Source organism: Aquicoccus sp. SU-CL01552, from assembly GCF_040365005.1.
GTDB lineage: Bacteria > Pseudomonadota > Alphaproteobacteria > Rhodobacterales > Rhodobacteraceae > Antarcticimicrobium.
The window spans coordinates 73,181-97,125 of record NZ_BAABWV010000006.1 but is presented as its reverse complement, the minus strand read 5'-3'; the positions used below and the strand labels follow the sequence as shown (position 1 = coordinate 97,125).

Annotated in this window: 26 protein-coding genes and 2 tRNA genes; 9 read left to right on the top strand and 19 right to left on the bottom strand. The window is 66.5% G+C overall.

The window, feature by feature from the left end; all coding sequences use genetic code 11:
- Positions 1-4 precede the first annotated feature (4 nt).
- Both ABWV23_RS08775 and ABWV23_RS08770 read left to right on the top strand, forming a co-directional pair.
- The gene (locus ABWV23_RS08775) at positions 5-727 is read left to right on the top strand and encodes an ABC transporter ATP-binding protein (protein WP_353347056.1); all 723 of its coding nucleotides are present in this window, start codon (positions 5-7) and stop codon (positions 725-727) included.
- The gene (locus ABWV23_RS08770; protein ID WP_353347054.1) at positions 717-1,928 is read left to right on the top strand and encodes an ABC transporter permease; all 1,212 of its coding nucleotides are present in this window, start codon (positions 717-719) and stop codon (positions 1,926-1,928) included. Before ABWV23_RS08775 ends, ABWV23_RS08770 begins: the two co-directional genes overlap by 11 nt.
- Before the next feature lie 6 nt (positions 1,929-1,934).
- On the opposite strand, the gene ABWV23_RS08765 is transcribed toward ABWV23_RS08770, so the two are convergent.
- Positions 1,935-2,594 carry a DsbA family oxidoreductase gene (locus ABWV23_RS08765; RefSeq protein WP_353347052.1) on the bottom strand — a complete coding sequence of 220 codons (660 nt, stop codon included), beginning with the start codon at positions 2,592-2,594 and terminating at the stop codon, positions 1,935-1,937.
- A 148-nt stretch (positions 2,595-2,742) separates the two neighbouring features.
- Here ABWV23_RS08765 and ABWV23_RS08760 point away from each other — a divergent pair.
- Both ABWV23_RS08760 and ABWV23_RS08755 read left to right on the top strand, forming a co-directional pair.
- A tRNA-Leu gene (locus tag ABWV23_RS08760) sits at positions 2,743-2,829 on the top strand.
- Positions 2,830-3,016: 187 nt separating this feature from the next.
- Positions 3,017-3,316 (top strand): hypothetical protein, encoded by a 300-nt coding sequence (locus ABWV23_RS08755; RefSeq protein ID WP_353347050.1) that lies wholly within the window; start codon positions 3,017-3,019, stop codon positions 3,314-3,316.
- Between the two features lie 16 nt (positions 3,317-3,332).
- On the opposite strand, the gene ABWV23_RS08750 is transcribed toward ABWV23_RS08755, so the two are convergent.
- From ABWV23_RS08750 to ABWV23_RS08735, 4 genes are all read right to left on the bottom strand, one after another.
- The gene (locus ABWV23_RS08750; RefSeq protein WP_353347048.1) at positions 3,333-3,746 is read right to left on the bottom strand and encodes a hypothetical protein; all 414 of its coding nucleotides are present in this window, start codon (positions 3,744-3,746) and stop codon (positions 3,333-3,335) included.
- Positions 3,747-3,884: 138 nt separating this feature from the next.
- A complete protein-coding gene (locus tag ABWV23_RS08745) occupies positions 3,885-4,046 on the bottom strand; it encodes a hypothetical protein (protein WP_353347046.1) in 162 nt (53 codons plus the stop codon).
- Between the two features lie 23 nt (positions 4,047-4,069).
- Positions 4,070-4,846 (bottom strand): inositol monophosphatase family protein, encoded by a 777-nt coding sequence (locus ABWV23_RS08740; RefSeq protein ID WP_353347044.1) that lies wholly within the window; start codon positions 4,844-4,846, stop codon positions 4,070-4,072.
- Between the two features lie 8 nt (positions 4,847-4,854).
- Positions 4,855-5,625 (bottom strand): DeoR/GlpR family DNA-binding transcription regulator, encoded by a 771-nt coding sequence (locus ABWV23_RS08735; RefSeq protein ID WP_353347042.1) that lies wholly within the window; start codon positions 5,623-5,625, stop codon positions 4,855-4,857.
- 390 nt (positions 5,626-6,015) lie between these two features.
- Between ABWV23_RS08735 and ABWV23_RS08730 the strand changes: the two genes are divergently transcribed.
- Positions 6,016-6,435 (top strand): DUF1810 domain-containing protein, encoded by a 420-nt coding sequence (locus tag ABWV23_RS08730; RefSeq protein ID WP_353347040.1) that lies wholly within the window; start codon positions 6,016-6,018, stop codon positions 6,433-6,435.
- A gap of 220 nt (positions 6,436-6,655) precedes the next feature.
- On the opposite strand, the gene ABWV23_RS08725 is transcribed toward ABWV23_RS08730, so the two are convergent.
- Positions 6,656-6,862, bottom strand: a complete 207-nt coding sequence (locus ABWV23_RS08725; RefSeq protein ID WP_353347038.1) for a cold-shock protein — start codon at positions 6,860-6,862, stop codon at positions 6,656-6,658.
- Between the two features lie 217 nt (positions 6,863-7,079).
- On the opposite strand from ABWV23_RS08725, the gene ABWV23_RS08720 reads away from it, so the two are divergent.
- Positions 7,080-7,397: an arsenate reductase family protein gene (locus ABWV23_RS08720; RefSeq protein ID WP_353347036.1), complete on the top strand. Its 318-nt coding sequence runs from the start codon at positions 7,080-7,082 to the stop codon at positions 7,395-7,397.
- A 39-nt stretch (positions 7,398-7,436) separates the two neighbouring features.
- Entirely contained in the window at positions 7,437-7,805 is a 369-nt protein-coding gene (locus ABWV23_RS08715; RefSeq protein WP_353347034.1) for a hypothetical protein, read from the top strand.
- Between the two features lie 20 nt (positions 7,806-7,825).
- Here ABWV23_RS08715 and ABWV23_RS08710 read toward each other — a convergent pair whose 3' ends face one another.
- The 5 genes from ABWV23_RS08710 to thrS all read right to left on the bottom strand — a co-directional run bounded on the left by ABWV23_RS08710 (position 7,826) and on the right by thrS (position 12,542).
- Positions 7,826-8,389: a DoxX family protein gene (locus tag ABWV23_RS08710; RefSeq protein WP_353347032.1), complete on the bottom strand. Its 564-nt coding sequence runs from the start codon at positions 8,387-8,389 to the stop codon at positions 7,826-7,828.
- Positions 8,390-8,393: 4 nt separating this feature from the next.
- The gene (locus ABWV23_RS08705) at positions 8,394-9,149 is read right to left on the bottom strand and encodes an HvfC/BufC family peptide modification chaperone (protein WP_353347030.1); all 756 of its coding nucleotides are present in this window, start codon (positions 9,147-9,149) and stop codon (positions 8,394-8,396) included.
- Entirely contained in the window at positions 9,146-10,003 is an 858-nt protein-coding gene (gene bufB, locus ABWV23_RS08700; protein WP_353347028.1) for an MNIO family bufferin maturase, read from the bottom strand. Before bufB ends, ABWV23_RS08705 begins: the two co-directional genes overlap by 4 nt.
- Positions 10,004-10,066: 63 nt before the next feature.
- On the bottom strand, positions 10,067-10,375 hold the full coding sequence (locus ABWV23_RS08695; protein ID WP_353347026.1) for a BufA1 family periplasmic bufferin-type metallophore: 309 nt from the start codon (positions 10,373-10,375) through the stop codon (positions 10,067-10,069).
- A gap of 220 nt (positions 10,376-10,595) precedes the next feature.
- Positions 10,596-12,542 carry a threonine--tRNA ligase gene (gene thrS, locus ABWV23_RS08690; RefSeq protein ID WP_353347024.1) on the bottom strand — a complete coding sequence of 649 codons (1,947 nt, stop codon included), beginning with the start codon at positions 12,540-12,542 and terminating at the stop codon, positions 10,596-10,598.
- Between the two features lie 216 nt (positions 12,543-12,758).
- Between thrS and fabI the strand changes: the two genes are divergently transcribed.
- Positions 12,759-13,523: an enoyl-ACP reductase FabI gene (gene fabI, locus ABWV23_RS08685; protein WP_353347022.1), complete on the top strand. Its 765-nt coding sequence runs from the start codon at positions 12,759-12,761 to the stop codon at positions 13,521-13,523.
- 28 nt (positions 13,524-13,551) lie between these two features.
- Here the strand turns inward: fabI and ABWV23_RS08680 are convergent, their stop codons facing one another.
- The 7 genes from ABWV23_RS08680 to ABWV23_RS08650 are packed head-to-tail and all read right to left on the bottom strand — an operon-like array spanning position 13,552 to position 20,064.
- Positions 13,552-14,484, bottom strand: a complete 933-nt coding sequence (locus ABWV23_RS08680; protein ID WP_353347020.1) for an AEC family transporter — start codon at positions 14,482-14,484, stop codon at positions 13,552-13,554.
- Positions 14,485-14,530: 46 nt separating this feature from the next.
- Complete coding sequence (locus ABWV23_RS08675) at positions 14,531-15,340, bottom strand: MBL fold metallo-hydrolase (RefSeq protein WP_353347018.1); 810 nt, start codon at positions 15,338-15,340, stop codon at positions 14,531-14,533.
- On the bottom strand, positions 15,337-16,155 hold the full coding sequence (locus ABWV23_RS08670) for a TatD family hydrolase (protein ID WP_353347016.1): 819 nt from the start codon (positions 16,153-16,155) through the stop codon (positions 15,337-15,339). Before ABWV23_RS08670 ends, ABWV23_RS08675 begins: the two co-directional genes overlap by 4 nt.
- A gap of 46 nt (positions 16,156-16,201) precedes the next feature.
- Entirely contained in the window at positions 16,202-17,320 is a 1,119-nt protein-coding gene (locus ABWV23_RS08665) for a DNA polymerase III subunit delta' (protein ID WP_353347014.1), read from the bottom strand.
- Positions 17,317-17,943 carry a dTMP kinase gene (gene tmk / locus ABWV23_RS08660; RefSeq protein ID WP_353347012.1) on the bottom strand — a complete coding sequence of 209 codons (627 nt, stop codon included), beginning with the start codon at positions 17,941-17,943 and terminating at the stop codon, positions 17,317-17,319. Before tmk ends, ABWV23_RS08665 begins: the two co-directional genes overlap by 4 nt.
- The gene (locus ABWV23_RS08655; RefSeq protein ID WP_353347010.1) at positions 17,940-19,139 is read right to left on the bottom strand and encodes a D-alanyl-D-alanine carboxypeptidase family protein; all 1,200 of its coding nucleotides are present in this window, start codon (positions 19,137-19,139) and stop codon (positions 17,940-17,942) included. The genes tmk and ABWV23_RS08655 overlap by 4 nt, the downstream gene beginning before the upstream one ends.
- Positions 19,123-20,064, bottom strand: a complete 942-nt coding sequence (locus ABWV23_RS08650) for an SPOR domain-containing protein (protein ID WP_353347008.1) — start codon at positions 20,062-20,064, stop codon at positions 19,123-19,125. The genes ABWV23_RS08655 and ABWV23_RS08650 overlap by 17 nt, the downstream gene beginning before the upstream one ends.
- Before the next feature lie 225 nt (positions 20,065-20,289).
- Here ABWV23_RS08650 and ABWV23_RS08645 point away from each other — a divergent pair.
- Positions 20,290-20,379, top strand: a tRNA-Ser gene (locus ABWV23_RS08645).
- Positions 20,380-20,869: 490 nt separating this feature from the next.
- Here ABWV23_RS08645 and ABWV23_RS08640 read toward each other — a convergent pair.
- Positions 20,870-23,941: a molybdopterin dinucleotide binding domain-containing protein gene (locus ABWV23_RS08640; protein WP_353347006.1), complete on the bottom strand. Its 3,072-nt coding sequence runs from the start codon at positions 23,939-23,941 to the stop codon at positions 20,870-20,872.
- Positions 23,942-23,945: the final 4 nt, after the last annotated feature.

Sequence of the window (23,945 nt, the reverse complement as noted above, 5' to 3'; positions counted from 1 at the left end):
GCCGGTGCCCGGAGACACCCCGGCGGTGATCGCGCTGCGCGACATTACCCGCGTCTATGGCCGGGGCGAGGCCGAGGTGCGGGCGCTGGACGGGATCGACCTGACGATCCGCGCCGGCGAGTTCGTGGCGATCATGGGGCCGAGCGGCTCGGGCAAGTCGACCGCGATGAACGTGATCGGTTGCCTCGACAGCCCGACATCGGGCGAATACCTGTTCAACGGGGTCGACGTGGCCGGGCTGGACCAGGATCAGCGGGCGCTGCTCCGGCGGCATTACCTGGGCTTCGTGTTCCAGGGCTATAACCTGTTGCCGCGCACGCCGGCGCTGGAGAACGTGGAGCTGCCGCTGATCTACAAGGGGATGGGCGCGGCCGAGCGGCGCGCGCGGGCGTTGGAGGCGCTGGAACAGGTGGGGCTGGCGCAGCGCGCCGATCATGAGCCCTCGGAGCTGTCGGGCGGGCAACAACAGCGCGTCGCCATCGCCCGGGCGCTGGCCGGATCGCCCGAGGTGCTCTTGGCGGACGAGCCCACCGGCAACCTCGACACCCACCGCTCGGCCGAGATCATGGACCTGCTGGTGCGGCTGCGGGCCGAGCGCGAATTGACCATCGTCATGGTCACCCACGAGGAGGACATGGCCGCCTATGCCGACCGGTTGATCTGGATGGTCGATGGCAGGATCGCCGAGGATCGGCCGACGGAGCGGGGGGCGCGCGATGCTGGGTGAGACGATCCGGCTGGCGGTGCGGGCGATCTGGCGCAACGCGCTGCGCTCGTTCCTGACCGTGCTGGGCGTGGTGATCGGGGTGGCGGCGGTAATCGCCATGGTCACGGTCGGGCAGGGGTCCTCGGCGCAGGTGACGCAGGACGTGGCCAAGCTGGGTACCAACGTGCTGATGATCCGTCCGGGGCAGGCCGCCATGGGACCGCGCAGTTCCAGCACCAGCGAGCGCCCGTTCGACCTGCGCGACGTGGAACGGCTGATTCGCGAGGTGCCGGCGGTCGAGACCGCCAGCGCCGCCGAACAGAGCCAGATGAGCGCGGTCGCTGGCAACGTGAACTATCGCACCGCGGTCTGGGGGGTAAGCAATGCCTATCTGGACGCGACCGATTGGCCGGTGGTGCTGGGGCGCCGCTTTGCCACCGGCGAGGAGCAGGGCGGGCGCGCCGTCTGCATCCTGGGCGAGACGGTGCGGCAGGAGCTGTTCGGCAACACCGATCCGGTGGGCGACAAGATCCGCCTGAAATCCATGTCCTGCGAGGTGATCGGCGTGCTCGAGGCCAAGGGGGCGTCAAGCTTCGGCAGCGACCAGGACGACATCGTGATGATCCCGATCCGGACCTTTCAGCGCCGGATCGCGGGCAACAGCAACGTCAACATGATCTATGCGGCGGTGCGCGACGGCGCCTCGACCGATCTGGCCAAGGGCGAGATCGAGGCGGTGCTGCGCGAGATCCGGCGGATCGGGGCGGGCGAAGAGGATGACTTCAACGTGATGGACATGAAGCAGCTGGCCAGCATGCTGACCGGGATCACCGACGTGCTGACCGGGTTGCTGGCGGCGGTGGCGGCGGTCAGCCTGCTGGTGGGCGGCATCGGCATCATGAACATCATGCTGGTGAGCGTCACCGAGCGCACCCACGAGATCGGCATTCGCCTGGCGGTCGGGGCGCAGGCGCGGCAGGTGTTGCAGCAGTTCCTGGTCGAGGCGATCGTGCTGTCGCTGATGGGCGGGCTGATGGGAATCGCGCTGGGCCTGTCGCTGGCGGCGCTGGCGGCGCGGTTCATGGTGATTCCCTTCACCCCCGACCCGGTGGTGGTGCTGGGGGCCTTTGCCTTTTCGGCGCTGGTGGGGGTGGTGTTCGGGTATTTCCCGGCGCGGCGGGCGGCGCGGCTCGACCCGATCGAGGCGCTGCGCCACCAGTGAGGGGGATCAGAGCCCCTCGTCCGCCAGCCGGGTGAGAAGGGTGGCGAACCCGTCCACCCCATGTGCGCCGCTGACCATGTATTTCTGTCCGAACACCATGGTGGGCACGCTGTGCACGTCGCGCTCGGCCCAGATTCGCTGTTTCGCGCGCACGGCACCGGCATGGGCGCCGCTGTCCAGCGCGCGGCGGGCGGCTGGCCCGTCCAATCCGGCGGCGATGGCGGCGCGTTCCAGCACGGCGGGGTCCGAGACATCCTCGCCGTTCGAGAAATAGGCCTGGAACAGCGCCATCTTGAGGTCGTGCTGGCGGCCCTCGCCCTCGGCCCAGTCGAGCAGTTGATGGGCGGCGAAGGTATTGACGATGCGGCTGTCGTCGCTGAACCGGAAGGGAAAGCCCAGCTCCTGCCCCAGCGCGACCAGGGTCTCGCGCGACTTGCGGCTGTCCTCGGGGCTGGCACCGTATTTCTCGAACACGTGCTCGCGCAGGTTTTGCCCCTCGGGCGGCATCTCGGGGTTGAGCTCGAACGGGTGCCAGCGCAACCGCACCGACCTGCCGCTGTCGGACAGGGCACGGCGCAATTGCAGGAAGCCGATGATGCACCACGGGCAGACCACGTCGGAGGCGATGTCGATCTGCAGGGCGGTGGCGGGGCTGGGTTGGGTCATGCGGGCTCCGGGTGCGGGTTTCGGGCGTTCGCGGGCACCGCTAGCACAGGGCCATGCACCGGAACATCCCCGAGGTGAAAGATCGGTGCGATTTGCCCTTCACATCACCGGGAGGCTCGTCTATATCGCCCGCACACCAGCCCGATGTGCGGTCGTGGCGGAATTGGTAGACGCGCAGCGTTGAGGTCGCTGTGGGGTAACACCCGTGGAAGTTCGAGTCTTCTCGACCGCACCATCACCCCCCGGAACAGTAATCGTGACTCCTCGTGACGGGGCCGGATCGCCGGCCCTTGTGCGGTGGCGTTCAGCCTGGCTGCGATGCCCGGTGCGATGCAGAAACGCCTGCGATGCGACGTCCCTTGTGTCGGGTTTGCCCCCGGGGAAACGCCGCCCGGGTGGAACGGGGGCAAGTGCCGGGGCGATTGGCGGGACTGATCCGGGCGGTCGCGCGGGGCCGGTTGGCCATTCGATCCTTCCAATTGATCACTCAGGTTCCTGATCGCGTGACCCGTTGGTTCGGCCAAGGTGGTGAACAGCTCAACGAAGAGCGTGATAGCCAATACGCTGTCGGAATTCTCAACAGCCAGGCTGAGAGCCGGATCCAGCAAGTTACTGGTAGTACGGCTGCTAAAGGTGCCGCGAGTGAATTGAAAGCCACCAATAATGGCGGCGGCGCAGGTGGTGACCCAAATTCTAGCAGTTCCTCCCCAGAAAGGAAGTAAGGAGGGGATCCCCTCCTTACTTGAACACTTGTATCGTTTTTATGAAAGACCGTATGCGCTTTACTGAATGCACGCTGTCGGGAGCTTTCTTAGCAGCTTTTACCATGCCCATCATGAGTATGTGGTCCCGCATTTGAGCCCTCTGGCCGGCCCGCGGCCCGTTCGGTATTCGGAACGGATCGCTGTCCTTGTAGGCCTGCTTTCGGGCCGGGTTGTTTTCCGGACCTCCATGCGCCTCGTACAGAAGTTTCAGAAGGTACTCGTTTTCCGCCTCCCTCCCCTTTGCGACGATATTCCACTCCCAAGTAGTCCTAAAGTGATCCCAGCATTGATCAGTGAGATCGCGGATCTTGGCATTTGCTTTATCCAGCGCTGATTGGAGGACCTTCACGGTTCCCCGCGCCATTCCATATGCGAAATCGTCGGCCATGGTCTTACCCTCCTGCTCTACTTTCCTTTAAGTTGCGTGGCGCTCGACTGTCAATCGGAGGGGGCAGGGGGCATCGGCGGGTGATGACCCCGCGCCGTTGGGGGAGCTCGCGTTTGGGGGCGGGCCGACCCATTGGTGTCAGCCGGCGACGATGACCTCGGCCAGTTCGGCGATTTGCGGGGCGCCCCTGGCGGGGGGGCGATCGGTGACGATGACCGGCCGTGGCGCGATGGTGCCCAGGCCCAGCAATCCGGCGCCCTCCTCATCCACGAATTTCGAGTGGTCGACCGCAAAGATCACCCGCTTGTCCCGACCCCGGTCGGTCAGCGGTTGAGCAGCTCCAGCATCTGGCCATGCAGTTCCGGCGTGGCCGAGGTCACAACCTTTCCATCGGACTCCAGGCTCAAGTCCTTGCCGTCCCAATCGGTGATGACGCCGCCGGCCGCGCGGACCAGGCCGACCAGCGGCAGGAAGTCATAGGGTTCCAGCCCGTAATCGACGACGCTGTCGATCAGGCCGGCGGACAGCATCGCGTGGGGGTAGCAATCGTACCCCATGCGCCGGGTGTGCCCCACGTTGCAAAGGCGCGTGAACAGCTCGGGGGCGGCGGCGTGAATGCGCTCGGCCTCGTTGACGTAGACCATCGCCTCGTTCAGCGCGGTGGTGTCGCGACAGCGGATCGGCTGGCCGTTGAGGGTTGCGCCCTGGCCGGGGATGCCGACATAGGTTTCGTCCAGCGCGGGCATGCGGACCAGCCCCAGTTTCGGCACCCCCTCGACGAGATAGCCCAGCAGCATCCCGAACAGCGGGCTGCCGGTGATGAAGGACCGCGTTCCGTCAATCGGGTCGATGATCCAGGTTTCGCCCTTGAGCGAGCCGGAGATCCCGTATTCCTCGCCGAAGATTCCATGCGTGGGAAAGTGGCGCGCCAATTCCTCGCGGATGAAGGCCTCGGTCTTGCGGTCGGCGATGGTGACCGGGCTGGCGTCGGCCTTGGCGATGATGTCCAGCGGGGCGCGGAAATGCGCCATCGGAATGGAACTGGCCTGTTGGGTGATGTGTTCGGCGATCTCGCGGACCTGGTCGAGTGAGGGGGACATCGGCTTTCCTATTTCGCAATCTGGATTTCTGTGCCCCATGACGTTCGGGCGGCGGTTTCGATTTCGGCCGGGGGCGGTGTGTCGCAGACAAGGCAATCGACCTGTGACGGGTGACCGATATCCACCGGGGCCTCGCGTCCGAACTTGCTGGAATCCGCGGCCATGATGCAGGTGGTGGCCTGCTGCATGATCAGGCGCGAGAACCGCGCCTCGTCCAGGTCGAACAGCATGAATCCCTTGGGGGTGATCCCGGCCGAGGACAGGACCGCAAAATCCGTCTTGAAGTTCGTGGCAAAGGTCATCGCGTCGCTCCCGAAGGCGCCGCCGTCATGCGGTCTGAGCATCCCGCCGGCCATGAAGACGCGGTTCTCGTTGCGAGTGGCCAGGCGGAAGGCGACATAGACCGAGTTGGTGACGACGACCAGCCGCCTGTGATCGCGCAGGGCGTCGGCGATATGGGCGGTGGTGCTGCCGATGTCCAGAAACAGCGAGGCCTCGTGCGGCAGCATGGCGGCGACGTGGCGGGCGATCCGTTGTTTCGCCTCGGGGTTTTCCCGGAAACGCGCGTTGAAGTCGGCCTCGCCGGTTTCCCGGATGAGGCGGACGCCGCCGTGCACGCGTTCGACGATCCCGTCATCGGCCAGCCTGCGCAGGTTTCGGCGCACTGTCTCCTCGGTGACCTGCAACCGCTCAGCCAGGGCGTGGATTCGCATTGAACCGCCCGAACGCCGCAGCTCTTCGAGAATCTCTTTCTGCCTGTGGTTCGATCGCCTTTCCATGGCCTCGCTCTGTTTGGACCCGAGAACCATGCGGTTCCTGCCTGAAAGGGCATGAAAAGCGACGGAAAGCCAAGTGATAACCAACATAAATCCAACAAAACCCAAAAAGAATGTTGAATCCTGTTGCGTCCTGCCAGGGCCTCTCCGCGCCGTGCGCATGTCCTGACCGCAGTGTCAGCGACCGGCGCACGGGCCGAAGGGGAGCCCCCTGATCCGATCAAACCGACCAGGCACGGGCCGCGAGGCGATCCGCAACCTCCCGGTCGGTAACGGTGAAACGGGGGCCATGGAGGGCAAGGTCGGCCTTAAAGGCGAGACGGTCGATGCGGTCGTCTGCCCAAGTTCGCCCCGGGGCTTTGGGGCGGCGCGGTTTCGCGCTATCCTTCTTCCATGTCCGATCTGTCCCGGTTCCACCAGGCCCAGGCCGAAACCTATGAGACCGCGCTGGCGGAGCTGACCGCCGGGGCCAAGGTCAGCCATTGGATGTGGTTCATCTTTCCCCAGTTGCGCGGGCTGGGGCGGTCGGCCACGGCGCAGTATTACGGTATTTCGGGGCTGGACGAGGCGCGGGCCTATCTGGCCGATCCGGTGCTGGGGCCGCGGCTGCGCGCCTGCGCCGAGGCGTTGTTGGCCCATCAAGGTGCGGCGGCCGAGGCGATTCTCGGTCCGGTCGACGCGATGAAGCTGCGATCCTCGGCAACGCTGTTCGAGGCGGCCGGGGGCGGCGCAGCGTTCGCGGCCCTGCTTGACGGGTTCCATGGTGGGCGGCGCTGCACGCGCACGCGGGAGGTGTTGGCGCAGGGTGTATAGCGCCGGGCTACACGGAATGCCGGAAATCTGCTATATTCGACGCATCCAAGGGCGATCTCTCCTCCTGCCCCAGGGCGTTGCGCTGCTGCCAATCCTCCCGGCGGTGGGGCGGCGCCCATTTCCGGGATGCCCCGGTACACTGTCCGACAACACCGGGCCGGGCGCCCGCCCCGGCGACGGTCGGGACGGGGCAATTCCTTTTTGAAACAAGAGGCTGGATCTACAGGGGTTTCAGATCCGCTGCCATCTGGCGGCCATCCCGCCCGTCCTGAAGTTCGAACGAAACCTTCTGGTTGTCCGCCAAACCCGTCAGCCCGGATCGTTCGACGGCCGAGATGTGCACGAACACATCACTGCCGCCCTCGTCCGGGGCGATGAAGCCATAACCCTTGGTGGTATTGAACCATTTCACGGTGCCTGTCGGCATGTCCCGTGTCTCCTTCTGACTTGCACTGGTCCCCGCGCGTCGCAATCGCACGGGGGCGCGCCGGTCTCACAGAAAACCGGCGTATGGCGTCATAGGCGGGTGTCTGATCGGCGGCAGCGCAGCCTCAGGATTGCACGGCTTGTATAAAAATCAAGAAAAAGGGGATGATTTTCGCAGCCCCGCCGGATATTTCCGCAGAAATGCATGGGGGCGAAAGATGATCCTGTACGGGCTGAAAACCTGCGATACCTGCCGCAAGGCATTGAAATCCTTGCCCGACGCGCGATTCGTCGATGTCCGCGCCGAGGGGGTGCCCGAGGCCGTGTTGCGCGCGGCTTTCGACCAGTTCGGGAAAGACCTGCTCAATACCCGCTCGACCACCTGGCGAGGGCTGGACGAGTCGGAGCGCGCCCGCGATCCGCTGGAATTGCTCACCGATCACCCGACGCTGATGAAGCGGCCGCTGATCGACGCGGAGGGTACGCTGCACCTTGGCTGGGGGCCGCAGGTGCGGGCGGGGCTTGGCGTGGACTGACACCGCGCTTATGTCGGGACAAATGACAGGAGAGAACGGATGCGCAACGCGGCCCTTGTCCTTGGATTGATCGGCGGGATCGTCGGCATGATCGTGGGCTTTTTCAGCTATGGCTATACCCAGGCGGTCGAGCATTTCGGCGAGATCGAGGGGCTGGCCGAGCAGGTCGCCGATGTCGAGGTGATCCGCGCTGCCTCTCTGCTGTCTCCGTTGCTGGCGATTGCCGGTGGCGCGATGGCGCGGGCCCGGGCGCTCTGGGGCGGTATCCTGATGCTGCTGTCGACGGGGGGGATGTATTACGCCTTCGGCTTCAACGTCTTTACCATGTTCCCGATCGCCTTTGTCGGGTTGGGCGGGGTGCTGGCGCTGGCCGCCGGCAAGCCTGACGAACCCAAGGCGCATTTCTAGGGCGCCTTCGACCGCGCCGATCAGGCCGGCACGGGGACCGTGCGCCACCGCAGCAGCGCGTCGAGCGAGAGCGCCCCGGCGCCCCGGACCACCAGGTAGACCAGGGTGAAGCCCCAGAACAGCCGCTGGTCGAGGATCACCCCGTCGGGCAGCCGGTCGAACCATGCTCCGATGGTGGCGGCATCGGCCCCGTGCCCGTAGATGTCGGTCAGCGATTGCATCGTGATGAATCCGATCATGCCGAGCGCGGCCAGCCGCGTCGCCAGCCCCAGCACCACCAGCGTCGGCAACAGGAACTCGGCCCAGGTGCCGGCCATGACGACCAGCCAGTGCAGTATGGAAAGCTGACCGGCGTCATAGCCTGCCGCCTCCAACTGCCGTGGAAAGATCTGCGCATAGGCGCCGACCGAGGGGCGAACCAGGCCCAGCGGCCCATCGCCCAGCTTGGTCATCGCCGAGGACCAGAAGTAGACCAGCAGCGTCGCGGCGAAGGTAAAGCGCGCCAGCAACGGCATCAGCCATGTGCCGGCGGCCCGGTCGATGATGTCGAAAGCCATGTCGTGAAGCCGGAGCAGCGCCTGCATCGGGTTATCCTTTCAGGGTCAGATGGGTGATCGCGCCGCCCTGAACCAGCAGGGTCAGCGGGGCGGCGGGATCGAAATCGGGCACCTCGGCGCGGGCGGCGTCATCGGCGGCCGACCATGTCTCGCCGGCGATCAGCGCCGCGATCCAGGCCGCCGCGCCGGGCGGCAGCAGGTGCGGCGCGGGATCGAAGTCGGGGCGGGTGATCAGAACGTCTTGCGCCACCGCGCGCGGTTGCGGCGCATCGGGTTGGGTGTTGAAGCGCCAGATGTCGAAAATCGGCCAGGGCGAGCGCAGCAGGGTAACCGCCGGGGCAAACCCCAGCCGCGCGCTCAGAAGGTCCTCGGGGGCGATCTGCGCAAGGCGGGCGGGGTCGATCGGCGCGGCGTCGGCGGCGTGATAGGCGCGCCGCAGGGCCAGCTCCAGCCGCGCCACGTCCGGCAGGTAGCCGAGATGCGACAGTTGCTCGAGGTCCGCGAGGAAACCGGGAAAGGCGTCGCCATAGTGCATCATCAGCGGCGATTGCGGCGGGTGCGCGCGCAGGAACAGCCCGGCAAGCCCGTCCATGTTGGTCTTGCCCAGAAGCCTGGCGATCACCGGGAACCCCTCGTGCAGCGCCTCGGTCAGCGAGACGGCGACATTGTTGCGATAGACGTCGAAGCGGCGCCCGGCGGGACGGGCCGCACCATCGCGCAGCCCCTCGGGGACGGACAGCTGCGCGTCGGTCAGGGCGGCGCGAAACTCGGATTGGGTGACAGTCATGCCGGCACCCGGTGCAGCGCGACATGGGCTCGGGCGGCCTCACCCTCGAGCACCGACCAGTCGGGCACGTCGGTGTCCCATTCGATCAGCACCGGGCGTGGGCCGGAGCGGGTTAGGGTATGGTCGAGCAGCGCCCAGACCGGATCGGCGATCTCGCGCCCGTGGCTGTCGATCAACAGCGGCGCGCCGTGGTCGTCGGTCTGTTCGTCGTGGCCGCCCAGGTGGATCTCGCCCACCGGGTCGAGCGGAAAGGCGTCGATATACCCCTGTGGCGAGAACCCGAGGTTGGTGGCCGAGACAAAGACGTTGTTGACGTCCAGCAGCAGCCCGCAGCCGGTGCGGCGGGCGATCTCGGCCAGGAAATCGGGTTCGGACCAGGTGCTCTCGGCAAAGGCGAGGTAGCTGGAGGGATTTTCCAGCAGCATGGGACGGCCCAGAACCTGTTGGACCTGGTCGATGTGATCGGCAACGCGCGTCAGCGTGGCGTCGGTATAGGGCAGGGGCAGCAGGTCGTTCAGAAAGGCGCTGTCATGGGTGGACCAGGCCAGGTGCTCGGAAAAGCTGGCCGGCTTCAGCCAGTTACACAGGTGCTTCAGTCGCGCCAGGTGAGCGGGGTCGAGGGCATCCTCGCCGCCGATGGACAGGCCGACACCATGCACCGAAATCGGGAAGTCTTCGGCCAGGTGGCGCAGTTGCGCCAGCGGGCGGCCACCGTCGCCCATGTAGTTCTCGGCGTGGATCTCCAGCCAGCCCACGGCGCCGGGATCGGCGGTGAGGGCGGCGAAATGCTGTGGCTTGTAGCCGACGCCGGCGGCATGGGGCAGGCGCGAGGGCCGGGCGGTCTGGTCCAGCATGGCGGATCTCCTGCGGAAAGGGAAACCGGGCGGCGCATCACGGCGCGCCACCCGGGAAACGGCTCAGGAGGCCGGCATGTCGCGCTCGAGCGGCTCCAGCGAGCCCATGCGCGCGGAACCGTCAGCCATCGCCGGAAGTTCCATCGAGGCGCAGGTGCCCTCGTCGACCAGTTTCCAGGCATTGCCCTGGTAGTCGACCTTGGAGGTGCCGGCGCAGGTGGTGCCGGGGCCGGCGGCACAGTCGTTCTGACCGGCCATCGACACGCCATAGCACTTTTCCTTGGCCTGCGCCGAGGCACCGTGGCTGGTGGCCGCGGTCATGGCTGCGGCGACGGCGCCGGCAACGGCGAGAGTCTTGATGGTGGTGTTCATTGCGAGTCTCCTCTGTTTCACGCAAGTGGCTTTCGATGTCGCAGGGAGACTGTAGCGCGGGGACCCGGCCCCAGTGAACTCACGACGGCGTGCGTCACGTTGGCGTCAGGGCATGTGATGGTTTCGGGGGGAATCGGGGGCGATTTTCGGCAAAAAGCGGCCGAACGTTACAATTCGGCCCGCCGAAGCGGGCCGAATGACAGGCTGTGACCGGCAAATGTTACAGAAGGTCGGGCGGCGTTGCCTCGCGTCCGAGCGCGGCTGTAACATCCTCAAGCGATTGAACGCTGGTCTGCTTCTCGCCGAGGCGGCGGACCGAGACGGTGCGCTCCTCGACCTCGCGATGGCCGACGGCAAGGATCACCGGCACCTTGCCGACGGAGTGTTCGCGGACCTTGTAGTTGATCTTCTCGTTACGGATATCGGCCTCGGCGCGGACACCGGCGGCCTGCAGTTGTGTCACCACCTCGGCGACGTAATCGTCGGCCTCCGAGGTGATCGATGCGACCACGACCTGACGCGGGGCCAGCCAGAACGGCAGCTTGCCGGCGTGTTCCTCGATCAGGATGCCGATGAAGCGTTCGAAACTGCCCAGCGTGGCGCGGTGCAGCATGACCGGGCGATGCTTGGCCCCGTCCTGGCCGATATAGGTGGCGTCCAGCCGCTCGGGCAGGACGAAATCCACCTGCAGCGTGCCACATTGCCAGTCGCGCCCGATGGCGTCGGTCAGGACGAACTCCAGCTTGGGCCCGTAAAAGGCGCCTTCGCCCGGGTTCAGTTCGATGTCATTGGTGACCTTGCGCGTGGCCGCGAGCAGCGCCTCTTCGGCACGGTCCCAGACCTCGTCCGAGCCGGCCCGCATGTCGGGGCGGTCCGAGAACTTGATCTTGTAGCTGGGAAAGCCGAGATCGCGGTAGATGCCGCTGAGGAAGTTGATGAACTTCTCGGTTTCCGCGGCGATCTGGTCCTCTTCGCAGAAGATATGCGCATCGTCCTGGGTAAAGCCGCGCACGCGCATGATCCCGTGCAGCGCGCCCGAGGGTTCATAGCGGTTGCAGGATCCGAACTCGGCCATGCGCAGGGGCAGGTCGCGATAGGATTTCAGCCCCTGCTTGAAGATTTCCACGTGGCAGGGGCAGTTCATCGGTTTCAGCGCGTTGACCGATTTCTCCCGCGCGTGCTCCTCGTCGACCTCGACGATGAACATGTGCTCCTGGTATTTCTCCCAGTGGCCCGAAGCTTCCCACAGCTTGCGGTCGACCACCTGCGGCGTGTTCACCTCGACATAGCCGTCGCGCTTCTGCTGGCGACGCATGTAATCCTGAAGCGTGGTGTAGACGGTCCAGCCGTTGGGATGCCAGAACACCTGGCCCGGGGCCTCTTCCTGCATGTGGAACAGGTCCATTTCCTTGCCCAGCTTGCGGTGGTCGCGCTTGGCGGCCTCTTCCAGCATGTGCAGGTAGGCTTTCAGCTTTTCCTTGTTCTGGAAGGCCACGCCATAGATCCGTTGCAGCATCTCGCGGTTGGAATCGCCGCGCCAGTAGGCACCGGCGATGCTCATCAGCTTGAAGGCATCGCCGGGAACCTGGCCGGTGTGCTGCAGGTGCGGACCCCGGCAGAGATCCTGCCAATGGCCGTGCCAGTACATGCGCAGCGGCTCGTCGCCGGGGATCGCCTCGACCAGCTCGACCTTGTAGGGCTCGTTGTTGGCCTTGTAATACTCGATCGCGCGCGCGCGCTCCCAGATCTCGGTGGTGACCGGATCGCGGCGGTTGATGATCTCTTTCATCTTCTTCTCGATCACGCCGAGATCCTCGGGCGTGAACGGCTCGTCGCGGTCGAAATCATAGTACCAGCCATTGTCGATCACTGGGCCGATGGTGACCTTGGTGCCGGGCCAGATCTCCTGCACGGCGCGGGCCATGATGTGGGCGAGGTCGTGGCGGATCAGTTCCAGCGCCTGCGGCTCGTCCTTCATGGTGTGGATGGCGATCTCGGCGTCGGCCTCGATGGGCCATTGCAGATCCCAGTGCCGGCCGTTCACCGTGGCGCTGATCGCCTTCTTGGCCAGCGAGGTCGATATGTCGGCAGCGACCTGCGCGGGCGTGATGCCGGCGTCGACCTTGCGTGAATTGCCATCGGGAAAGGTGAGTGAGATTTGGGCCATGTCTGGCACTCCTCGTCAGTTTGGCGCCCACGGAACGCCCGGTTGCGGGTTATGGTGTACCGCTCATTTGGCAGGCAGGCGGGGGCAAGTCAAGCGACAGACGGGCGAGGCAGCTTGCCGCAGCCCGCCCCGGCCCCGGATGGCTTGGCACGCGGGGCGGTCCGGCGTTACATGGTCGTGCTGCAGTGCAGCGAAACACAGCACAGGAGTGGGCCGATGTTTTCCCTTCAAGGTCAGAAAGCGCTGGTGGTCGGCATCGCCAACGACCATTCGATCGCCTATGGCTGTGCGCGGGCGCTGCGCGAAGCCGGGGCCGATCTGGCCATCACTTATCTCAACGACAAGGCAGAACCTTACGTGCGGCCGCTGGCCGAGGAGCTGGGCGCCGAGCTGATCCTGCCGCTCGACGTGCAGGACCCGGCGCAGGAGGCGGCGGTGTTCGAGGCGATCACCAAGCGCTGGGGGCGGCTGGACACGCTGTTGCATTCCATCGCCTTTGCGCCGCGCGACGACCTGCACGGGCGGGTGATCGACAGTTCGGCCAAGGGCTTCGGGCTGGCGATGGACGTTTCGGTGCATTCCTTCCTGCGGATGATCCGCCGCGCCGAACCGCTGATGGAGATCGGCGGCACCTGCATGACGGTCTCGTTCCAGGGCGCCACGCGGGTGGTCGAGCATTACAACCTGATGGGGCCGGTCAAGGCGGCGCTGGAGGCCTCGGTGCGGTATGCCGCCGCCGAGCTGGGGCCAAAGCGCATCTCGGTCCATGCGCTGTCGCCGGGACCGCTGAAGACCCGCGCGGCCTCGGGGCTGGCCGAGTTCGACGCGCTGCTGGACGCCGCCGCCGAACGCGCGCCCACCCATCACCTGAGCAGCATCGAGGATGTCGGGGCCTATGCCGTCTTTCTGGCCAGCCGCGAGGCCGCCAACGTGACCGGCGGTGTTCACTTGATCGACGGAGGCTACGGGATCGTCGGCTGACCCTTGTCTGGGATCACGCCGGGCGCGGCTATCCCAGCACGTAGAGCCAGAGCCAGACGGTAAACAGCGAGGCACCGGTGGCGATCAGCACCGAGGAGGCGGCGACGCGCTTGGCCCGGCCATAGATATTGGCAAAGATATAGGCATTGACCCCCGGCGCCATTGCCGAGGTCAGCACGCCCGAGCGGAACAGGTCCGGCGGCACCGACAGGCTGCGGCCCAGGGTCCAGGTGATCGCCGGGTGCACCAGCAGCCCCAGCGCGCAGACCATGAGGATGGCGCGCAGATCGCCCTCGGGGCGGTACTGCACCAGCACGCCGCCCAGCGCGAAGAGCGCGGTGGGAAGTGCTGCGCGGATGATCAGCGCCAGCGCGTCATCGACGGCGCCGGGCAGGCGGATGCCGGAAAGGTTCACGATGAACCCCAGCAGGATCGCGAGGATCAGCACGTTGCGGAACATCGCGGTCAGCACCGCGCGGACCATGCGGGGGCCGCCGTTGCCGCGATTGCGCACGATCTCCATCGTGGTGATGCCGACGCCATAGCAGAACGGCGAGTGAAAGGCGATGATGGCATAGTTGCCGACAAGGTTGTCGGGCCCGTAGGCGCGCTCGGTGATCGGCAGGCCCATCAGCACCGAGTTGGAGAACAGGCAGGCAAAGCCGATGGCGATGCAATCCTCCCAGTCCCGTTTGAAGAACACCCGCGCGCCCAGCACGCCCAGCCCGAAACAGGTGAGCGCCCCGGTGTAGAAGCTGACCAGCAGGCGCGGGTTGAACCCGGCCTTCAGGTCGATATGCGAGATCGCCGCGAACAGCAGGCAGGGCACCGCGAAGCTTTGGGCAAAGCGCATCAGCCCGTCGATATGGTCGCTGGCCAGGTATCCCGCCCGGGTGGCGGCATAGCCGGCGCCGATCACCAGGAAGACCGGCAGGATGACGTCGATCAGGGTCTGGAGCATCGGGTACGGGCCTGCGGGCGGAGCTGGGGCGAAACCACGGTCAAGGTCACGGTTTCGGGGCGGGCAGGTGGATCACCATGCCGTCATAGGCCGGGGTGATATGGTCCGGTGTCTCGGCCTCGACCGTGTCGTAATCCATGTCGATGTGCATGTTGGTCAGAACCGCCTGTTTCGGGGCGGCGCGGGCGATCCAGTCCAGCGATTGCGCGAAATGCGAATGGGTCGGGTGCGGCGCGCGGCGCAGGGTGTCGAGCACCCAGACATCGAGCCCCTGCAGCGCCGCCCAGGCGTCGTCATAGATCTCGGCCACGTCGGGCAGATAGGCCAGCCCGCCGATGCGGAACCCCAGCGCGTCGATCGAGCCGTGGCCGACCCGGAACGGAAGGATCGGGATCGCACCGCCGGGGCCGTCGATCTCGAACGCCCCCTTGATGGTGCGCAGGTCGAGGATCGGCGGATAGGGCGAGCCCTCGGGCTGGACGAAGGCATAGCCGAAGCGGCCCAGCAGGGCGTTCTGGGTATCGCCATCGGCCCAGACCGGCACCCGCGCGCGCATGTTGAACACGATCATCCGCAGGTCGTCGATGCCGTGGACATGGTCGGCGTGCGAATGGGTATAGACCACCCCGTCAAGCCGCCCGGTATTGGTATCGAGCAGTTGGTCGCGCATGTCGGGGCTGGTGTCGATCAGCACGCTGGTGGTGCCTTCGGGTCCGTCCCTCTCGACCAGCATGGAACAGCGGCGGCGGCGGTTGCGCGGGTTGCCGGGATCGCAATCGCCCCAGTGCCCGCCCAGCCGCGGCACCCCGCCGGAAGAGCCGCAGCCGAGGATGGTAAAGCGCAACCCCTCCGTCATGCTGTCGCCCCGTAGGCGGCGACTTTGGTGAACAGCCGGTCGAAGTTGCTCTGGGTCCGGGCCGCGAAATCGGCATAGTCCAGCCCGAAGACCTCGGCGCCGACGCGGGCGGTCAGGGCGGAAAATGCCGGCTCGTTGCGCTTGCCGCGATGCGGCGGCGGGGCGAGATAGGGAGAGTCGGTCTCGACCAGGATGCGGTCGATCGGGGCGGCGGCAAAGATCTCGCGCAGCTCCTTCGACTTGGGGAAGGCGGCGATGCCCGACATCGACAGGTAAAAGCCCAGCTCCAAAGCTGTTTTCGCCAGCTCCGGGCCGGAGGAGAAACAGTGCAGCACGCAGGAATAGGCGCCGTTCCTGTATTCCTCGGTCAGGATGCGGGCCATATCGTCATCGGCGGCGCGGGCATGGATGATCAGCGGCAGCCCGGTCTGGCGGCAGGCCTCGATATGGAGGCGCAGGCTGTCCTGCTGCACCGAGGCGCTTTCGGCGGAGTAGTGATAATCAAGCCCGGTCTCGCCGATGCCGACGAACTTCGGGTGTTGGGCCAACGAGACCAGTTCCTCGACCGTGGCCATCGGCTCTTCCGCCACGCTCATCGGGTGGGTGCCGGCGGCGTAGAAGATGGGCGCATGGGCCTCGGCGATGGCGCGCACGGCGGGTTCGTTGCGCAGCTTGGTGCAAATCGTCACCATCCGGGTGACCCCGGCATTGGCGGCGCGCGCGATCACCGCGTCGACCTGTCCCTCGAAATCGGGAAAGTCCAGGTGGCAATGGCTGTCGGTGATCTGCGGCTGGGTCTGTGTGGTCTCGGTCATCGGCTTCTGCTCGGTTCCTGCGCGCCGCGTCCTGCCGTGGCCGGATTCAGCCTGCGGCGGTGTGCTGCATCTTGAAAACCGTATCTAGGACAAGGGCGGCAGGGTCAAGGTTGACCGCCCGTCCGTGGCGGCTGCGGGCGGTGATCTCGGCCGCCGCATCGGCCCAGGCGCGCGCGCGATAGGCATCCGGCGACAGGCGCGCGAGGATCTGGCCCTCGCCGCTGGCCGCCTCCGGCACAGGGGGCTGGCCGGTGGCGCCGGTGCGGGCCAGTCGCACCAGCGCGGTGTCGATCAGGTCGAGCAGCAACTCGAACCGGTCCGCCGCGCCGCGCTGGGCGGCGGCCTCGGCCAGCGCCAGCGCGCGCGGCCGGTCAAGGCGGGGCAGGCTGTTCAGCACCGCCATCAGCTCGGCATAGATCCCCAGGCCATTCAGGGCGGTCATCCGCAGTGCCGCACCGACCGAGCCGGCGGCCAGCGCCGCGAGGTGCTCGGCATGTTCCGGCGGTTCGGCCCCGGCCTGTTCCAGCGCCGCGCGCATGTCCTCGGGCGTCAGCGGCGACAGGCGCAGCGTCCGGCAGCGTGAGCGGATCGTCGGCAACAGCCCCGAGGGCCGATGCGAGATCAGCAGGAGCGTGGTGCGCTCGGGCGGCTCTTCCAGCATCTTCAACAGGGCGTTGGCCGCGCTGACGTTCATCTCGTCGGCGCAATCCACGATCACCACGCGGCGCCCGCCATCCGCTGCCGACAGCCCGAAAAACCGGTTCAGCGCGCGGATATCCTCGACCACGATCTCATCGCGCATCCGCCCGGTCTTCTCGTTGACGCTGCGGGTGATGCTGGCCAGCCCGGGATCAGAGCCCGCCAGCAGCCGGTGCGCAACCGGGTGTTCGGGGTCCACGTCCAGCGTCTCGGGCGGGGGCGGGGCGCCGAACAGCCCGTCCTCCTCGGCCTCGGGGGTGGCCAGCAGGAACCGCGCGATGCGCCAGGCCAGCGTCGCCTTGCCGACCCCGCGCGGGCCGGTCAGCAGCCAGCCGTGATGCAGTCGCCCGGCATTGAAGGCCGACAGGAAGGCGGCCTCGGCAGCGTCCTGCCCGAACAGCCGCACGGTCTCGCGGGGGTGTGGCGCGCCGTCGATCTGGTCGGGGGGCGGGGGCGTGTCGCTCATGCCAGTGCCTCGCGCACGCGGGCCAGCACGTCGGCGGCGACCTCTGCCTCCGGGCGGGCGCCGTCGATCACGCGGAAACGGTCGGCGAATTCCTTGGCCAGGGCCAGGAAACCGGCGCGCATCCGCCGTTGCAACTCGGGGCCGAAATCCTCGAACCGTTCTTCGTGGCCCTGGCGGCCCCTGGCGCGGGCCAGCCCGGTCTCGGGATCCATGTCGATCAGCAGGGTCAGGTCCGGTTCGCGCCCGATCATCAGGGTATGCAACTGGTCCACCTGCGCGCGCAGATCGCCACGCGACAGCCCCTGGTACATCCGGGTACTGTCGGCGAAACGGTCGCAGATCACGATCTTTCCCGCCGCCAGCGCCGGGGTGATGGTGCGTTCCAGGTGGTCGCGGCGGGCGGCGGTGAACAGCAGGATCTCGGTTTCCGCCGACCAGCGGTCCGGGTCGCCCTCGAGCACCAGGCGGCGGATCTCCTCGGCCCCGGGCGAACCGCCGGGCTCACGCGTCAACACGACCTCATGCCCCTCGGCGCGCAGCGCCTCGGCCAGGCGGCGGGCCTGGGTGGATTTGCCGGAGCCGTCTATCCCCTCGAAGGTGACGAAACAGCCGGACGCGGTCACATCACCTCCTTGGGGCCGTTGATGAACCGCGTGATGAGCGCGCTGGCCGCGGTCTGCACCCGCACCAGGAAACCGCCCACCGGCACGTCACGTTCGGCCACCAGTGGAAAGCGCACCTCGGCCAGGTCGCCGGGGGCGAACACCAGTTCGGCCAGTTGCTGACCCCGGGTGACCGGCGCCTTGATCGGGGCCGAATAGACAACCTCTGCCGGCACTTCGGACCCGGAGATGGCGGGCAGCAGGGTTTTCACGTCCTCCGGCGCCACCAGCCCTACCGTCGCGTCGCGTCCCATGAAGACCTCGGCCTGGGCGATCGGCGTTTCGGCGTTGAGGACAGTCTTTTCGGCAAATTGGCGAAACGACCAGTTAACCACGGCCTCGGCCTCGTCGGCGCGCGCCTCCTTGCTGCTCAGACCCGAGACCACGAAGACCACCCGGCGGCCGCCCTGGCTGGCTGACCCGACAAGGCCGTAGCCGGCCTCCTCGGTATGGCCGGTCTTGAGCCCGTCGGCGCCGATCCCCAGCCCCAGCAGCGGGTTGCGGTTGCGCGTGTTCGAGGGCGCGCGGCCGTCAAAGGCGAACTCGGTTTCCGAGAATAGCGGGTAATACTCGGGGAAATCGGTGATGATGTGAGTGGCCAGGATCGCCAGATCGTGCACGGACATCAGGTGCCCTGCCGCCGGCCAGCCGTTGGCATTGGAAAAGGTCGAGTGCATCATGCCCATCTGCCGTGCCCGTTCGGTCATGTAGCGGGCAAAGCCGGCCTCGGTGCCATCGGGGCTCAGCGCCTCGGCGAGTACCACGCAGGCGTCATTGCCCGACAACACGATGATACCGCGCAGCAGGTCCTCGACCCGGACCCGGTCGGTGGTGTCGAGGAACATGGTCGAGCCCTTGTAGCTCATCGCGTGTTCGCTGACCGGCAGCCGTTCGTCCAGCGTCAGCCGCCCGTCCCGCAGCGCCTCGAAGGCGACGTAGAGCGTCATCAGCTTGGACATCGAGGCCGGCGGGCGCGGCTGGTCCGCGTCCTTCGACAACAGTACCGTGCCGGTGCCGACGTCGAGCACATAGGCCGCGCTGCCGCGCGTCTCGAAGGCCAAGGCGGGCAGGGCGAAAAGCGCGGCGGCGAACGCGACCGAGGTCAGGCGCAGCGCCCCGGCGATCCGGGTCAGGCGGGGGTTAGTTGGTGACAGCATAGGCATCCGAGAATCCGGTTTCCTTCACTTTCTTCAAGAGGGTGGCGCGTTCCGAGGTGTTCCGCGCGGGGCCGACGACAACCCGCCAGAAGCGTTTTCCGTTCGATTCCTGTTCGCGCACGGTGGGCACCATGCCGGCCCCGCGCATCTGGTTGGCGGTCCGTTCCGCATTGGCCTTCACGCTGAAGATGCCGATCTGGATAAAGGGCTTGCTCAGCTTCGAGGCTTTCGGCTTGGCCGGTTGGGCTGCGGCCGGTTTCGCGGGAGGTGTTTTCGCTTTGGCCGCCGGCTTTTTCGCCGTTTTCTTCGATGTTTTCTTCGTCGGCGCGGCGGCCTCGATTGCCGCCGCCGCTCCGGCGACCGGGTCAAGCGTGGTCTGTTCGACCTTTGCGGCGGCCTCTGGGGCGTCCGGCTCGGTCGCCTCGGGGGCGGGTTCGGGCTCGACGGTTTCCCGGCGCAGCGCGGTCACGTTCAACTCGACCGGCGCACCGGCCAGCATCCCCAGCGCTGCGGCGGCATCTGAGGAGGCCTGGATGCGCGGGCCGGGAATCGCGCGCTCGCGCCGGAACAGGGCGCCGATCACGAACTTGCCGTTCGCGGAATTGCGGATGATCACCCGCTCGGGGTCCTTGACGTCCGGGTGCGCGACCCAGACCCCGCCCAGCGACGGCCGCCCGTCCCAGAGACCGGCTTCGGTCACCTGGAACACCTCGGGCGCCTCGACGTCGCGCTCGATCAGCTTGGTGCGGGTGTTCTGGGCCGGCGCGCTTTCCTCGGCGGCGTCCTTGGATTGCAGGAAGGCCGGCATCTGCGCGCCCTCCTCGCAGCCGGCCAGTGCCCCGGCGACGCCCAGAAACAGCGCGAAACGCACGCGACGGCCACCTGTACAAAACGGGCGCCCGATCGCACGAAATACTCGATCCATCTTCATGTTCCTTGCCTGTCGGCGGACCGACGCCCCCAAGCGTGCGTGCGCCCCGCGCCGGTTGTCCCGGTCGTGCAGCCACCCCCACCCGCCGGCGGGAAGCGACCGTTGGCCAGATCATAACGCGGCCACGGCGGTATGAAAAGCACGGCGCGGCGCACTCGGCAAGAATTCCCCTGCGGGGCCTTGCCTGACCGCGCCGCGCGTCTTACACCCCGCGATGCCGGGGAGGTGGCAGAGTGGTCGAATGCGGCGGTCTTGAAAACCGTTGAGCGTGAGAGCGTTCCCAGGGTTCGAATCCCTGTCTCCCCGCCACCAAGCCACGGAAAGGTTTGATAATATCCATTTCTGTGCACGGGGCCTTCATACACGGGATTGCGGAGGAAACGTCATACTATGAAGGATTTCCAACTGCTGAATGCACCGGCTGTGCCATGGCCGGGCGTAAGGCGGGGCCCATTCTGAGTCCCCACTACCCAAAACGCCCCACCGTTTCGGGCGGGGCGTCTTGCCAGAGCCATCTCGGTGGCGCGCCCTCCGGTCTCGGCCGGAAACAGGGGAAGAACCCTCGGCTGGGTCGATTGGGTCAACACCCGCCGCCCGCTCGGGCCGATTGGAAACATCCCGCCGACCGAGGCTGAAGAGACCTTCTGCGCGCGGCGCCACGCGCTCGATATGATCGCGTGACGAGAAGCAACAGGTATCCGGAAAACCGGGACGATTCAGCCGGAACCGCTCTGAGAATGCGGCCGGCGCCAGGGAAATAAACGGACCGGCCGCACGCGCAGATCGAATTTCCGCGCCTTCAGATACGCTCGATCCGGGCCGGGAGCCCTTGCCGAACGGCGGTGCCTGACACCGGGTCCACCCAGACGCCGGCCTTCTCCCGTGTCGGGTCCAACATCCCGATATCGTTGAGCAAAACGCCTGCCGCGAGTCGCGGATCGGCCGCCAGTGTCGCGCCGTCGATGGTAATGTCCTGCGCGCCAAAGCCCCGGTGGCCAAAGCCGTGTTCGATGGCAACCGTGTCTGCGGCGATGCCGTCCCGCACCACGGCCACGCTTTCAAGCCTGCCGCCGGGCGTCGTCAACCGCACCATGTCGCCGGTTTTGATGCCATGGGCCTCGGCCAGCGCCCGCCCCACGTTCACCGGGTTCGAGGCGACGATCCGCAGCAGCGATTTCGCCCCGACCGAGTAGGAGTTCTGCAACGGGGATTTGAAACTGACGATCTGGATCGGCCAGTCTTCGCGGGGGTAGTGGTCGCTCACTTTCGTGCCATCGGCGAATTCCGGCGCGCGCCATGCCGGCGTGCCCGGAAGCCCGGTGCCGGTGGTGGCGCGGCGGAACGATCCCAATTGCTCGTTCCAGACCAGCATCGGCGCGTCAAAGGCATGGCTGGCCCGGTCGCCCTGATAGCTGTGTTCGATGTTCTCGTAGCGCCCGCCCTTGGCATAGATCGTCGCAGCCTTGCGCCATTCCGAAGGTTTCAGCGTGGCTTTCAGATCATCCAGAATACGCGCGACATTGGACAACTCGATATCCTCGTCCGTGGCATCAGACACGGGTTCGCCGGTCATGGCCACATTCACCGCCCCGCGCAGATACCAGTCCTCGGCGCGGTTGAGCGGATGCATCTTGCCCTGCGCATCCGGAATGGCCTCGTCGCCAAAGCCCGGCAAGCCCATGCGCTTGGCCACACCGATCAGGAATGTCTCTAGGCCGATGCGTTGGCCTTCGGCGTTTTGCGCCATCTTCGGCTCGATCACCGGCCAGCGGGCACAGGTGGCCTTCGTCGCCACCCCGCCCCAAGGCTTGGTAAAGCCCCATGTCTCGTACATCACCGAGTCCGGCACGATGTAATCCGAGATCGCCGAGCTTTCGTTGATGAACGGATCAATCGAGATGATCAGCGGGACCACGGCGGGGTCTTTCAGCTTGTCCACCAGGTGCGCCACGCCCGGAACGCCGTAGACCGGGTTGGTATTGCGGAAGATCAGTGCCTCGGCCTTGTAGGGATAGCCATTGACCAGAGACGACATCCATTCCGTCGCAAGACCCGGCGCGTTGGGATACCACGGCCCATCCGCCGGATAAGCAGCGCCCGTGGCTTTCTTTGCCTTGTATTCGGAGGTTTTCTCGTAGGGGACGTTGCGCCCGAATGGCAGCCCCTTGGCTTTCACCGCGCCGGGGAAGGACTTCAGGTCATAGGCCGGCCCCTTGGTCTCGGGGAAGCCGCCGCCGGCGATCATCGTGCCGCCCTTCCAGTTCAGATTGCCGATCAACGTGTTCAGCATCATCAGCGCATAGGCATTATAGAACCCGGTGCCGGACATCATGCCGCCATGGCTGCTGACGGCGGCCTTGCGCCCGTGGCTGGTGAATTCCCGCGCCAGTTCGATAAGCTTGTCCTCGGGGATGCCGCAATCCGTGGCATAATCCGCGATGTCGCGCGACAGGGCCTCTTCGCGCAGCAGGGTGAGCGCGGTCTTGACCGCCACCGGCCCGGTCTCCGTCTCGACCATCCCCTCATGGAACAAGGGCGCGGCCGCAGCGCCCGCTGGCACGGCCCCGGCAGGCGAGGCCACCATGAAGGGATCGGCACCGGAATAGGCCTCGCCTTCGATCGGCAGCCCGAGGTCGGAGCCGCGCAGGCAATGGCCGTGGCGCGGGTGGTCGGGGTCGGTGATCACAAGATGGGTGGCGTTCGACCAACTGGCCTCGCCCGCCGCATCTGCCGCCGCTTTCGAAGGGTTCGCCAGATAGCCCGCATCATAGCGGTCGTTCTCGAATATCCAGCGCATCATCGCCATGGCCATCGCACCATCCGTGCCCGGCCTGATCGGCAGCCAGCGCGACCGCTCGCCCGAAGGGCCGTTCTGCGCATGGTTGAGCACAGGGTCGACCACCACATAGCTCAGATCACCGTCCGAGCGCGCCTTGGCGACAAGGGTGCCGATCCGTTTGAACGGGTTGCCCGCGTTGCCCGGGGCGGTGCCGGCGAAAATGATAAACTCGGCATTGGAAAAGTCGGGCTTGGCGTGCGGCATGGATTTGAAGTTGCCGAACATCGCCCCCGAGCCAGAGCGATAGGCCCCGCCACAATAGCTGCCGTGGCGGGTGAAGTTGTTGGAGCCAAAGCTCTGCTTGAGCCAGCGCAACACGAAACTGTCCCGCCCGTCATCGACACAGTTCATCCAGACCAGATGATTGGCGCGCGGGCCGAATTCCGGCGCGCCTTCAAGCGCGGGTGTCTCGAGATCGCGGATCTCGCGCAGACCGGCAACCGGGCCTTCGCCGAACAGGTCGCCACCTTCGACCACTTCTTCGAGCAGCTGATCGAAACTGATGGTTTGCCACTTGCCCGACCCGCGCGGACCGACGCGCTTGAGCGGTTGCAGCACGCGGCGCGGATTGTCCACCTGTTCGAGAACGGCGTTGCCGCGCCCGCAAGCGGTGGAGCGGCTGGTCAGCCCCTGTCCCTTGCCCGCCTGGGCCATCGCGGCGAAACTCTCGGCCACCGAGGACTCATAGGGGATGAAGGGGTCCGTGCTCATCGGGGAATAGGGATTGCCGGCAACGCGCAGCACCTTGTTGGCCGTCTTGTCGACGCGCACACGCACCCCGCACATGGTCGTGCAGCCGATGCACATCGTATAGCTCATCGCCTGATCGGGGTTCGGCGTGACATCGCCGGTCACGGGGTCGATGGCGAACTCGGGGGGGACCGAATTGCCGGTCAGATGCTGGTTGCGCGGGGTCTCGCCGGACCATTTGCCCTTGGCGAGCTTTTTCACGGTATCGGCGTATCCCGCACCGAATGTGCCCAGGGCCCCTGCGGCGGCGACCCCTTTGAGGATGTTGCGACGGTTGGTCATTTTC